Here is an 11672-nt window from a genome sequence, read left to right on the forward strand (position 1 = left end):
ACCGAACATGGTTTGAGAACTGGCAGGCGAGTATGATGAAGTCAATCAATCATCATACTTTCGGAGACGAAAGATGCAGCGCATTACGATCACGCTCGATGATGAATTGATGGAAGATCTCGACACGCTGATCGCCGAACGCGGTTATCAGAACCGCTCCGAAGCGATCCGTGACCTGACCCGGGCAGGAATGCAGCAAACTGCACAAGAGCAAGGCAAATCCGGCGACTGCGTCGCCGCCCTCGTCTATGTCTACGATCACGCTCAGCGCGACCTGTCACGCCGGCTGGTGGACACCTACCACCATCACCACGACCTCGCGCTGGCGACGCTGCATGTGCATCTCGACGATGACAATTGCATGGAGGTGACGGCGCTGCGCGGTCCGGGCAAGGAGGTGCAGCATTTTGCGGATCACATCATCGCCGAGCGCGGGGTGAAGCATGGACGCGTGGTGATGATGCCGACGGGGAAGAAAACGGTCGGAAAGAAGAAGGAGCACGCGCACCGGTGAGCTCCCGTAGCTCGGGCTACGCTGCGCTCCATCCGGGCTATCAATCAGCCTAGACGACCACGCATTGAGGCGACGGCTCCCGTCCGTTGAGAACATCAAGCACTGACTTCGCCGCCAGCCTGTTGGTCCGCATAAGTCCTTCGCGGCTGGAGCCTGCCGAATGTGCCGAAGCAATCACGTTCGGCAAGGCAATCAGTTCCTTGATGTGCTCCCGCTTCGATGGGTCGGCCTCGCCCTCGAACACATCGAGGCCTGCGCCCATGAGGTGGTTCGACCTCAGAAGCTCGACCAGCGCGGCCTCGTCGATCAAACCGCCTCGTGCCGTATTCACGAGGATCGCGCCGCGTTTCAATTGGAGCATCCTGTTGCGATCGAAGAGATGGCGCGTCTGCTCGGTGAGCGGAAGATGCAGGCTTATGTAGTCAGACTTGCCGAGCAATTCGGGCATCTCGACAAAGCGCGCCCCGATGGCGTTCGCGGCCTCATTGTTCGGATGGGGATCGTAAGCGAGAACATTGGCATCGAACCCACGCACGCGCCGTCCCACAGCCTGCGCAATCCTACCAAATCCAACAAGTCCTACCGTCTTCTCGCAAAGTTCGGTCCCCACCAATGGCGACCAGCGGTCCGCCTGCATCGCTAGATGCCCTTCTCGCAGCCGCTTTGCCAGAGCAAGCATCATTCCGACAGCATGATCGGCCACGGCAGGCTCGTTGCCGCCCGGGGAGATTATCACCCGGCGGCCGAGTTCACGCGCCGCTGTTACATCGACTGTGTCATAGCCTACCCCGCGGCGCGCGATGACCTTGAGTTGGGGGTGTTTAGTCAACAAATCCCGCGTGACGAGAGCGGTGCCGACAATCCAGCCATCGATCCCGGTGAGAAGCCGATCCAATTCACCTGGAGCGATCGTATCGTCCTGCACGTCCTGCGAGAGTCCAGTCCGGCGCACCTCGCAGCCATGATCGACAAGAAGCTGCTCAGCTTCTGCATCGAAGAAGCGCGTCGATGCCAGAATTTGGAAAGCCATCGTTGAACCCAGTTGGAGTGATAATCGACACGGCGACGTGGTCAGGCGTACAAATGAGCGCCCTGTGAATTCCGTCGAACCGTCGTGCTTATGACGGCAAGACCAACGGCACCTGAAACCATCAGGATGTAGGCCGGCATGTAGTTGTTGCCGGTGATCGCGATGAGCCAAGTGGCGAGGTAGGGCCCCGCGCCTCCACCGATCACTGCGCCAACGCTGTGACCGAATGCCACGCCAGTGTGGCGTACCTCCGTTGGAAACAGCTCCGGCATCGTCGAGTAAGTGCCCGCCTGGCACAGCGCATAGGGAATGATACCGACGAATAGACCAAGCAACGCCAAGCCGAATGACTGCTGGTTCATGAGCAAGAATTCAGGAAGGGTCAGAACGATGTAGGCGGCGTATGACCAGAGAAGGAGCGGCTTCCCGCCGATCCGGGTGCCAATCATTCCCGCGACGGGGATCAAGACGGAAGCGAACAGGACGGCCAGGAGGACGATCGTTGAAGCCTGCCCCTTGGTGAAGCCCAGCACCTCGCTGAAATAAACGGCAACGAAGACCGTACCAATATAGGTGCCGATGTTCTGGACGGCCGAGATGAGAGTGACTTTCGCCAGAGCCGACCTATGGACCGCGAACACTTCCGCCAGCGGCGCGCGCTTCGGCTTCTGCTTCGCAGCAAGAGCCTGAAACTCCGGGCTATCCTCGACCTGTAGACGCATCCAGATCGTCAAGAGTGCAAGAGGCGCAGCGAGAAGGAACGGAATGCGCCATCCCCATTCCATCATACTCTCCTTCGAGATCATGACCGCTATCAAACCTGCCAGACCGGCAGCCAGCCCCTTGCCGAGTTGGGCGATCGAAGGGATGAAGGAAATATAGAGCGCTCTGCGATGGGCGGGGGCCCATTCCCGAATATAGGATGCTGCGCCGCCGATTTCGCCTCCGGTCGAAAAGCCTTGCAGCATTCGCATGATGATCAGGAGGATCGGCGCGGCGATTCCGATGGTCTCATAGCTCGGCAGCAGACCGGTCAGGGTCGCGGCGACGCCCATCAGCGTAATACTGGCGATCAGGCTTTTTCGCCGCCCGCTGAGATCACCCAGCCGACCGAAATACCACGCGCCGATCGGACGCACCACGAAGGCGAGACCGAAGATCGCGAGCGTGTTCAGCAGATTGGCCACACCGTCGCCGGCCGGAAAGAACACGATCGCGATCGTTGCGGCAACGTAGCCGTAGATGCTGAAGTCGTAATATTCGATAAAGGTACCGAATACCGCGACAGCAGTCGCTCGCTTGTATTTCGCTTTGTGCGCAGTATTCGCGCTCGAAGGCGATATGGTCGTCATGGATGGCCCTTCATTGGGAGAACGGACGTAAACGCGGAAATCTGTTCGCGCAGCCAAAGGCTGCCCGAAAGATGCGAATGACCGCGATCTCGACCGTCGAATCTGAGGGAGCAGTCAGCGAAGTCGCGCGTTGGCGAGCCTCGCTGACACAGCTTCACTTCTTGGCATATGCACCCGTATAGGTGCCCGCATGAATTGACTTGATGATACTTTCTTCCCGGCTGATGTGGGCCCGCACCGCCGCGCTGAGCTCCTCGGCGACCGATATCGGGAACGTCACCACGCCGTCTTCATCACCGACGACGATATCACCCGGCGACACGACTGTGCCGGCGATCGGAACGGGAACATCGAGTTCCCCCGGACCGTCCTTGTAAGGTCCGCGATGGGTCACGCCGCGCGCGAAGCACGGAAAGTCCGAGGCGGCGAAAGCGGCGCTGTCACGGATCGCACCATCGATGACGAAACCTGCGACGCCGCGCACTTCGGCGATTGTCTTCATGATATCGCCAACCAATGCGCGCGACAGATCGCCCTCGCCCGCGACGACAATTACTTCGCCGGGGCGAACCAGATCGAGCATTTTGTGGATCGTGAGATTATCGCCAGCCCGCGTACGCACAGTTCGTGCGCGTCCCAGCAACTGACCTGACCGGTGATAGCGGTTCAAGCCCACGAGACCCGGCAGCCTCTGCAAGTTGTCGCTGATGACGGCGGTCGGCGCGTTCCGAAATGCCTCTACGAGTGCGCGCTCGTCTACGCCGTTAGTGTCCCGCATTGTTACCTCCCAATGACAATTTGGTGCACTCTGAACGGCATCCTTTCGGAAGAAAAACGATTAATTTTCATCACAACCGTGTCGTTTTTCGACTTGATCCGAAAGCCGGCGGCAGCGAATTTCACTTTCGTTCTGACTTTTTGACTTCCTCAGCCAACGGCCGCAAATCTTCCGTCATCCGGTCCAGATGCGCCTGCCACTCTGCGCCGGGCATGAATGCGAGCACGGGCGCATCGCCCGGAGAACTCTTGATATATTCTGGATCTTTCAGGCTTTCCCGGATGGCCGTCTCGAGCTTCTTGACGATGATGTCGGGAAGAGCCTTCGGTACGGCAAAACCACGTTCGGCCGACATGATGACCGGCACACCGACTTCCTCCGCGGTCGGAACATCGGGGAGCACTGAGGACCGCGTTTTCGCAAGCAATGCGATCACCTTCAGCTCACCTTTGACACCACCGTGCAGTTCCGGGACTTCGCTCACGCTCAGCAAACCCACGTCAAGGTGACCACCGAGGAGATCGGTGCGCTGTGCGGCCGTCCCCTTGTAGGAGATATCGTTGGTGTGGACACCGGCCGTCTTGGCCAGCATGCGAACTGCCAAATGACCGTTGGTGCCTGCGCCATTGTGACCAAAGGTGATCGAGCCCGGTCTGCTCCTCAGGGCATCGATAATGTCCTTGAGACCATTGAACTTGCTATCCTTGCTCACGACGATGACCGATGGATCATCGACCACACGTGCGATCAGACGCAGGCTGTCGGTGCTGTACTGGGCGGCGCGGGTCATCGGAATGAAATTGTAGCCCGGCACATTCACGAGACCGATCGTAAACCCGTCAGGCGCCGCACGCGCGACCGAGGTCACAGCAATCTCGCCGGCGGCACCGGGTCGGTTCACCACGATGAATTTGGCGGAATCGCCAAACTTTTTCTCCACGTATGGAAGAAGTTTGCGCGCCATCACGTCGGTTCCGCCGCCGGCGGAAAAGCCGACGATCACCTCGGTCGGTTTATCGTCTGGCCAGCCCGCCATGGCAGGCGGGACGATTGTAAAACCGATCGCAGTGGCGAACGCGCACAGTGCCACGATCTTCATGTCGGCCCTCTATGTTTCCTCGGTTCATTTGTGAGGGGGACCGATTTTGCATCAGCGAACGCGATCCTCCCGGCAGGGACCGTCCGCGATCATGGCAATACCAACAAGCGAATTATTTGCGTAATCGCCTAGTCGTTTTTCGACTGTATTCAGTCATCGTCGCATATTCGGCGACGTCGAGAACGCACTGCAGAAGGATCGGCAGCAGGGAGCGGCGGTCGTCTTCGCGATGGATGAAGCAATAGGCAAGGCCAGGCAAAGGCGGATTGCTGCGGAACGTCGTGAGTGCTCCACCGTCCACCCACGGGCGCATGAACGCTTGCGGAAGAAAGCTCACCCCGACATCTGCGATCGTCAGTCCGATAATAGCCATCAGGCTGTTGCTTGCGACAATTCGCTGCATACGGAGACCTTGGCTGGCCGCCCAATTATCGAACGCCTGCGTCAGGCCGGACCCCTCGGTCATCGTGATGACAGGGTGCTTGGCCAGATCCGCCGGCTTGAGGATACGCCCCGGCCGGAGACGTCCCGGTGCCGCGGTCCAAACGAATTTCACATCGCCGATCCGTTGCTGGGAAATACTGGGATCCTCGGCAGGACCTGGTACAATCGCGAAGTCGAGTTCTCCGCGAACCACCTGCCGCTCCAGCCGTCGCCCGAGATCGACATGCGGTCGCAGGATCAGTTGGGGATGCTTCTCCCGCACCTTGGCGACGAAACGGGGAAGCCATGTCAGGGCGCCGAGTTCACTAATTCCGAAGCTGCAGGTTCCGCTCAGTTCGACCGGTCCATCCAGAGCGTCGCGCACATACTCCTTGAGCTCGAGCATTTGGCCTGCGACTTTCAGAACCCGGTGCCCCGCTTCCGTCAGATGAGCACGCTTTCCAGTCCGCACGAAAAGCTCAACACCTACCCATTCCTCAAGCTCTGCAATCCGTTTCGACAGCGAGGATTGCGTCACATGAACGCGCTGCGCCGCCAGAACGAAACTACCGAGGGTCGCCGCGAAATAGAATGCTTCGAGCTGCTTAAGGGTCATGGACCGATATATCTCACCATGAAGCAGCCACGCCAAGCTGCTTCTGACCGGATCGATCGCCAAGACGCCCCGTCAAACGCAATTCTTGATGGCCTCGTCGGAGGGTGCATGCTGCGTGGCATGATCGCGCATCCAGCGTCTGCACAGTCACATGAGGCGGACTTGCTTGCGGCATTCGCCCATTGCGCATGATGCCTCGAAGAAGCGATTCATTCAGATCGAAATCTTCCTCAGTCCCAGTCCGGCGCGAAGGCTGGCTTCACGAAACGCTCGTCCTTCGGTAGGCTGGCGATCGTCTTACGGTCCTCGTCGTCGAGGGTGACCTTCAGCGCGTCGAGATTGGCCTGCTGACTTTCCTTGCGCGATGCCTTCGGGATTGCAGCAACGCCATCCTGATCGAGCAGCCACTTCAAAGCAACCTGCGCTGCCGACACGCCATGCTTGGCGCCAATCTTCTTCATCGCGTCATTGTCGGCGAGACGGCCCTGTCCCAGCGGGCAGTAGGCGACGAGCGGAATCGATTTCGCGCGCAGATAGGTCAGCAGCCTGGTCTGGTCCAGCAGCGCATGATATTCGACCTGGTTGCAGGCGACGGGCGCACCGATCTCCTCCACCGCCTGTTTCATCAGCGCCACCGGAAAATTGGCGACGCCAAGCGCGCGAATGCGACCCTCGTCCTTGAATTTCAACAGCGTCTCGAAGATGGCCGGCAGGTTCATGCCCTTCGACGGCCAGTGCACCAGATAAAGATCGATGACGTCGAGACCGAGTTTGGTCTGGCTGGCGTCGAAGGCGCGCTTGATGGCGTCGGGCGCGAGGTTCTCATGCCAGACCTTGGTCGTGACATGCAGATCCTTGCGCGGCAGCCCGGCGGCCTTGATGCCGGCACCGACTTCCGCCTCGTTGCCATACATCTCGGCGGTGTCGATGTGGCGATAGCCAAGCCGGAGCGCGCTTTCGACACCGGCGATACAGGCATCGCCCGTCAGTTTGAAGGTGCCAAGGCCGAGCTTCGGCACGGCGATGCCCTGGGTTTCGATAGACTGCATACCGATGGACTGCATGAGACCTCCTGATTCCATTTCCAGAGCGTGATGCGATCCGAAAACCGGTGTTCGCTTTTCGGGATCATGCTCTGAGGCAGCCCGCCACAAGACGCCGCCCGCGCGATCTGATACGCTGCCCGCACCAAAACAGGAACTCACATCACGGGGAGATGTTCAAGGTGGAGAAAGCGCTTCGTGCATGGCTGGATTCCCACGGACTCTGGGCCATCATTTTTGCCGTGCTCGGTGTGATCGTCACGCTCGCCGTTGTGCTTGTTGTCGGCGGCTTCTGGCTGGCACGCTAGGCACCTCTCGTAGGGTGGGTGGAGCGCCGCGAAACCCATCACCGTTCGGCCGATGAGTTTCGCGGCGCTCCACCCATCCTACGGGGCCTTCAATATCCCCGTCCCCGGTCCACCGTGTCCTTCGGCTTCACGCCGGCCTGCACCGCTTCCGCTGTCGCGCGAATGGTCTTGCCGATGGCGGCCAAGCTGGCATCGCACGCGTCATGCGGCGTGAGCACGATGTTCGGATGAGTCCAGAACGGGCTGTCGACCGGTAGCGGCTCGACGTGAAACACGTCGATGGCCGCGCCGGACAGTTGGCCATTGCCAAGAGCCGCGAACAGATCCGCATCGACCAGATGCGGGCCGCGGCCGACATGGATGAGATAGGCGCCGCGACGCAGCTTCGCGAACAGCGATGCATTCAGGATACCCCGCGTCTCCGATGTCAGCGGCAGCAGATTGACCAGTATTTCGCTATCGTCGAGCATCCGGTCGAGACCGTCGTTACCGCTGAAGCCGAGCACGCCGGCCGTCGTTGGCTTCGCCGTTCGGCTCCAGACCTTGACCGGAAAGCCGAGCATCGCGAGATCCGACGCCACGCGGGCACCGATGGCGCCGTAGCCGAGAATACCGACCGGCACATCCGCTGCGCGGCGCTGCGGCTGCCGTTGCCAGATCTTGTCGCGCTGCTGCTGCCGATAGACGCCCATCTGACGCTGGTGAGAGATCGCATGCCAGGCGACGAAGCCCGACATCATCTCGGCCTGCGCCGGCTCGACCACACGCACGATATCGATCCCGTCGCGCATGCTCGGGCAATGCAGCAGACTATCGGCGCCGGCTGCGATCGAGCACACAGCCTTGAGGTTCGGATAATGGTCGAACGCATCCGGGGGCGGATGCCAGCCGATGGCCATCTGCACATCGGCGGGATCAATGCCATCCGGATGATCGACGAATGTCACCTTGCCATCGAGCTTGGCGAGTTCCTGCGCGAGATATCCGCGCAGGCCGAGGGTGGTGCTGAGAAGAACGCAGCGAAGAGGTGTCGACGACATAAAAGATCAGGCTGCCTGCGATGGCGAGCTCTGGCCGGGGACGGCACCGAGCAGTTCGCGGGTATAGGGATGTTCTGGCGCGGCAAACAGCTGCGCCGTCGGCTTCAGTTCGACGATCTCGCCCCGCTGCATGACCGCGATCCGGTCGCAGATCTGGGCGGCGACGCGGAGATCGTGGGTGATGAACAGCATGGACAGGCCGAGACGTGCCTTGAGGTCCTCGAGCAGCTTCAGCACCTGCGCTTGCACCGACACGTCGAGCGCGGACACCGCCTCGTCGGCAACGATGATCTCCGGGTCCATGGCGAGCGCGCGGGCAATGCCGATGCGCTGACGCTGGCCGCCGGAGAATTCGTGCGGATAGCGTTCGAGCGCGCCGGCATCGAGGCCGACCATGCCGAGAATGTCACGCGCACGGTCCATCGCGACCTTCGGACTGGTGCCGCGGGCAATCGGGCCGTCGCTGATGATCTGGCCGACCTTGCGGCGCGGATTGAGCGAGGCGAACGGATCCTGGAAGATCATCTGGATACGATGCCTCTGGTCGCGCAGCGCACGGCCTTCCAGCGCGGTGAGATCGATATCGCCGATGCGGACTGTGCCGCGATCGGCCTCGATCAGGCGCATCACCAGACGAGCGACCGAGGACTTGCCGGAACCGGACTCACCGACAAGACCGACAGTCTCACCCTTGAGGACCGAGAACGTCACCTCATTCGCGGCCTGCACGCGACGATCCGGCTTGAACCAGCCCTGCGGGGTCACATAGGTCTTGTCGAGGCCGATGACATCGACAGCCTTGTTGGTCTCGTCGAGCGGTGCGCGCGCAGGAGGGTCCATCGACGGCACGGCGGCGAGCAGCGCCTTGGTGTAATCGTGCTGCGGATTCCTGAACACGGCATCGATCGAGCCTTCCTCCACGATTTTGCCATGACGGAGCACGACGACGCGGTCGGCGATATCGGCGACGACACCGAAATCGTGGGTGATGAACATCACCGCCATGTTACGGCTGCGCTGCAGGTTGCGGATCAGTTTGAGAATTTGCGCCTGCGTGGTGACGTCCAGAGCAGTGGTGGGCTCGTCCGCCACCAGCACCGAGGGCTCCAGGGCAAGCGCCATGGCGATCATGGCGCGCTGGCGCTGGCCACCGGAGAGCTGGTGCGGATAGGCGCGGATGATGCGCTCGGGATCGGGCAGACCGACCTCCTTCGCCAGATTGAGTGCCTTGGCGCGGCGCTCCTTCGGCGTCAGCAGGCCATGGGCCTCGAACATCTCCATCATCTGGTCGCCGATCCGCATCAGTGGATTGAGCGCCGTCATCGGCTCCTGAAACACCATGGCGATGCCGCGGCCTCGCACGTCACGCCACTGGTCCTCACCGAACTTCAGAAGATCCTTGCCCTCGAAGGAAATCTCGCCGGCCTCGGTCTTCACGGTGTCCGGCAACAGGCCCATCAGCGCATGCGCGCACATGGACTTGCCGGAGCCGGACTCGCCGACGACGCAAACGATTTCGCCCGGAATAAGATCGATGGACACACCATCGACGGCGTAAGGACGTTCCGCGCTCTTCGGCAGCGCGATCTTCAGATTTTTAATGGCAACAGCGGGCGCTTTGGTCATCAGCGGCTATCCTTTGCCAGGCGCGGATTGAGCGCATCGTTGAGCCCTTCGCCGATCAGGTTCATGGCGAGTACCGAAAGAAGAATGGCGATGCCGGGGAACACCGTGATCCACCAGGCCTGACGAATGACGGTGCGGCCGGCGCCGACCATGTAGCCCCAGGACATCAGATTGGGATCGCCGAGACCGAGGAACGACAGCGAGGATTCCAGCAGGATCGCATTGGCGACCATCAGCGAGGCCAGCACGATCACCGGCGATAGTGCATTCGGCAAGATCTCGCGCCAGATGATCCAGCTGTTGCTCTGCCCCGTGACCACGGCGGCCTGGACATATTCGCGCGTGCGCAGCGACAGCACCTCACCACGGACCAGACGCGCCACTGGCGGCCAGGACACGATGGCGATGGCGCCGACAATGGAATAGATCGAGGGCTGCAGGATCGCCACCAGCACGATGGCCAGCGCGAAGCTCGGAATGGTCTGGAAGAACTCGGTGCCACGCATCATCAGGTCGTCGACCTTGCCGCCGAAATAGCCGGCGATGGCGCCGACCGGCACACCGATGGTCAGCGCCACCGTGGTGGAGACGAGACCGACCAGCAGCGACACCCGCGCGCCGTAGATCAGGCCGGCGAACACATCGCGGCCGAGCGCGTCGGTGCCCAGCGTCACCATCGGGTTGGTGAAGGGCGGCAGAAACGGCCGCTGCACCATACGCCACGGCGAGGTCGGGAAGATCATCGGCCCGAAAATGGCGATGAAGACGGCGACGGTCAAAAGCACGAGACCGATGACGCCGCCGGGATTGCGCAGCATCAATTTCCAGAACTTCTTCATTTGGCAAACTCGATGCGCGGGTCGACCAGACGGTAAACGAGGTCGGTGACGAGGTTGAAGATCAGCACCATGGCCGAGCAGACCACGAAGACGCCGAGCAGGAGGTTGTAGTCGCGCTGCAGCAGCGCCTCATAGAGCAGACGTCCGATGCCCGGCCACGCGAACACCGTCTCGGTGAGCACGGCGCCGCCGACCAGCGTGCCCGAATGCACGCCCGCCAGCGTCACCACCGGCAACAGCGCATTGCGCAACACGTGGCGACGCTGGATGATGTTGTTGCGCAGCCCCTTGGCGCGCGCGGTCTTGACGAAATCGAGCCGCTTCACCTCGAGCATCGACGCGCGGGTCATGCGCGTATAGGTCGCCATGAAGAACAGGCCGATGGTCATCGCCGGCATGACCAGATGCAGCGCGACATCCTTGACATGGGCCCATCCGGTGTAATTGGCGCCGACGGTCTCATAGCCGAAACTGGGCAGCCAGCCGAGATAGACGGAGAACAGCAGGATCGACATCAGCGCGACCCAGAAGATCGGCGTCGCGTAGAACAGCAGCGCCGAGACCGTGATGGCGGTATCCGCCCATGTCCCCGCAAATCTCGCCGCCAGCGTACCGAAGGTGATGCCCAATATCAGTGATATCGCGAAAGCCGTGAGCGTCAGCAGCAACGTTGCCGGCAGGCGCTCGGCGATCAGTGCCGATACCGGCATCTGCTGACGGAAGGAGTAGCCGAGATCCAGCGTCACGACACCCTTCACATAGGTGAAGAGCTGCTCGGGAACCGGCCTGTCGAGCGAGAACTTTTCGCGGAGCTGCTGCACGAATTGCGCGTCGCTGGCTCCGGCCTCGCCGGCCATCACCGAGGCGGGATCGCCCGGCGCGAGGCGGATCAGAAAGAAGTTCATCACGATGATCGCTAGCAGCACGAAAATGCCCTTCACGATCCTCTGGGCAACGAATGACAGCATCAGAGATCCACCGCGGTCAGGTGAGAAAGCAAAAGA

The 11672-nt window shown here is 61.0% G+C and carries 12 protein-coding genes; 2 read left to right on the forward strand and 10 right to left on the reverse strand.

What is annotated here, in order from left to right:
- Positions 1-73: 73 nt before the first annotated feature.
- On the forward strand, positions 74-514 hold the full coding sequence (gene nikR / locus E0H22_RS20140; protein ID WP_233022755.1) for a nickel-responsive transcriptional regulator NikR: 441 nt from the start codon (positions 74-76) through the stop codon (positions 512-514).
- A 49-nt stretch (positions 515-563) separates the two neighbouring features.
- Here nikR and E0H22_RS20145 read toward each other — a convergent pair whose 3' ends face one another.
- From E0H22_RS20145 to E0H22_RS20170, 6 genes are all read right to left on the reverse strand, one after another.
- Entirely contained in the window at positions 564-1544 is a 981-nt protein-coding gene (locus E0H22_RS20145) for a phosphoglycerate dehydrogenase (protein WP_233022756.1), read from the reverse strand.
- Positions 1545-1585: 41 nt separating this feature from the next.
- Positions 1586-2896 (reverse strand): MFS transporter, encoded by a 1311-nt coding sequence (locus E0H22_RS20150; protein WP_233022757.1) that lies wholly within the window; start codon positions 2894-2896, stop codon positions 1586-1588.
- A gap of 154 nt (positions 2897-3050) precedes the next feature.
- Entirely contained in the window at positions 3051-3674 is a 624-nt protein-coding gene (locus E0H22_RS20155; protein WP_233022758.1) for an RraA family protein, read from the reverse strand.
- 121 nt (positions 3675-3795) lie between these two features.
- On the reverse strand, positions 3796-4773 hold the full coding sequence (locus E0H22_RS20160; protein WP_233022759.1) for a tripartite tricarboxylate transporter substrate binding protein: 978 nt from the start codon (positions 4771-4773) through the stop codon (positions 3796-3798).
- A 112-nt stretch (positions 4774-4885) separates the two neighbouring features.
- Positions 4886-5812 (reverse strand): LysR family transcriptional regulator, encoded by a 927-nt coding sequence (locus E0H22_RS20165; protein ID WP_233022760.1) that lies wholly within the window; start codon positions 5810-5812, stop codon positions 4886-4888.
- 230 nt (positions 5813-6042) lie between these two features.
- Positions 6043-6861, reverse strand: coding sequence for an aldo/keto reductase (locus tag E0H22_RS20170; protein ID WP_233026444.1), 819 nt, complete (start codon positions 6859-6861; stop codon positions 6043-6045).
- Positions 6862-7037: 176 nt separating this feature from the next.
- Here E0H22_RS20170 and E0H22_RS25965 point away from each other — a divergent pair, with 176 nt between their 5' ends.
- Complete coding sequence (locus E0H22_RS25965) at positions 7038-7163, forward strand: hypothetical protein (protein WP_283818743.1); 126 nt, start codon at positions 7038-7040, stop codon at positions 7161-7163.
- An 89-nt stretch (positions 7164-7252) separates the two neighbouring features.
- Here the strand turns inward: E0H22_RS25965 and E0H22_RS20175 are convergent, their stop codons facing one another.
- From E0H22_RS20175 to E0H22_RS20190, 4 genes are read right to left on the reverse strand one after another with little or no spacing between them, the layout of a single operon-like run.
- Positions 7253-8203: a 2-hydroxyacid dehydrogenase gene (locus tag E0H22_RS20175; protein WP_233022761.1), complete on the reverse strand. Its 951-nt coding sequence runs from the start codon at positions 8201-8203 to the stop codon at positions 7253-7255.
- 6 nt (positions 8204-8209) lie between these two features.
- Positions 8210-9829, reverse strand: coding sequence for an ABC transporter ATP-binding protein (locus E0H22_RS20180; protein ID WP_233022762.1), 1620 nt, complete (start codon positions 9827-9829; stop codon positions 8210-8212).
- Positions 9829-10668 (reverse strand): ABC transporter permease, encoded by an 840-nt coding sequence (locus E0H22_RS20185; RefSeq protein ID WP_233022763.1) that lies wholly within the window; start codon positions 10666-10668, stop codon positions 9829-9831. Before E0H22_RS20185 ends, E0H22_RS20180 begins: the two co-directional genes overlap by 1 nt.
- On the reverse strand, positions 10665-11636 hold the full coding sequence (locus E0H22_RS20190; protein ID WP_233022764.1) for an ABC transporter permease: 972 nt from the start codon (positions 11634-11636) through the stop codon (positions 10665-10667). Before E0H22_RS20190 ends, E0H22_RS20185 begins: the two co-directional genes overlap by 4 nt.
- Positions 11637-11672: the final 36 nt, after the last annotated feature.

This window comes from Rhodopseudomonas boonkerdii (genome assembly GCF_021184025.1).
GTDB lineage: Bacteria > Pseudomonadota > Alphaproteobacteria > Rhizobiales > Xanthobacteraceae > Tardiphaga > Tardiphaga boonkerdii.

What these genes read in the sequence shown, in the direction of transcription:
- E0H22_RS20170 (WP_233026444.1), bottom strand. Translation starts at nt 6,861, where the DNA reads ATGCAGTCTATCGAAACCCAGGGCATCGCCGTGCCGAAGCTCGGCCTT.
- E0H22_RS20165 (WP_233022760.1), bottom strand. Translation starts at nt 5,812, where the DNA reads ATGACCCTTAAGCAGCTCGAAGCATTCTATTTCGCGGCGACCCTCGGT.
- E0H22_RS20175 (WP_233022761.1), bottom strand. Translation starts at nt 8,203, where the DNA reads ATGTCGTCGACACCTCTTCGCTGCGTTCTTCTCAGCACCACCCTCGGC.
- E0H22_RS20150 (WP_233022757.1), bottom strand. Translation starts at nt 2,896, where the DNA reads ATGACGACCATATCGCCTTCGAGCGCGAATACTGCGCACAAAGCGAAA.
- E0H22_RS20160 (WP_233022759.1), bottom strand. Translation starts at nt 4,773, where the DNA reads ATGAAGATCGTGGCACTGTGCGCGTTCGCCACTGCGATCGGTTTTACA.
- E0H22_RS20155 (WP_233022758.1), bottom strand. Translation starts at nt 3,674, where the DNA reads ATGCGGGACACTAACGGCGTAGACGAGCGCGCACTCGTAGAGGCATTT.
- E0H22_RS20185 (WP_233022763.1), bottom strand. Translation starts at nt 10,668, where the DNA reads ATGAAGAAGTTCTGGAAATTGATGCTGCGCAATCCCGGCGGCGTCATC.
- E0H22_RS20190 (WP_233022764.1), bottom strand. Translation starts at nt 11,636, where the DNA reads ATGCTGTCATTCGTTGCCCAGAGGATCGTGAAGGGCATTTTCGTGCTG.
- E0H22_RS20180 (WP_233022762.1), bottom strand. Translation starts at nt 9,829, where the DNA reads ATGACCAAAGCGCCCGCTGTTGCCATTAAAAATCTGAAGATCGCGCTG.
- nikR (WP_233022755.1), top strand. Translation starts at nt 74, where the DNA reads ATGCAGCGCATTACGATCACGCTCGATGATGAATTGATGGAAGATCTC.
- E0H22_RS20145 (WP_233022756.1), bottom strand. Translation starts at nt 1,544, where the DNA reads ATGGCTTTCCAAATTCTGGCATCGACGCGCTTCTTCGATGCAGAAGCT.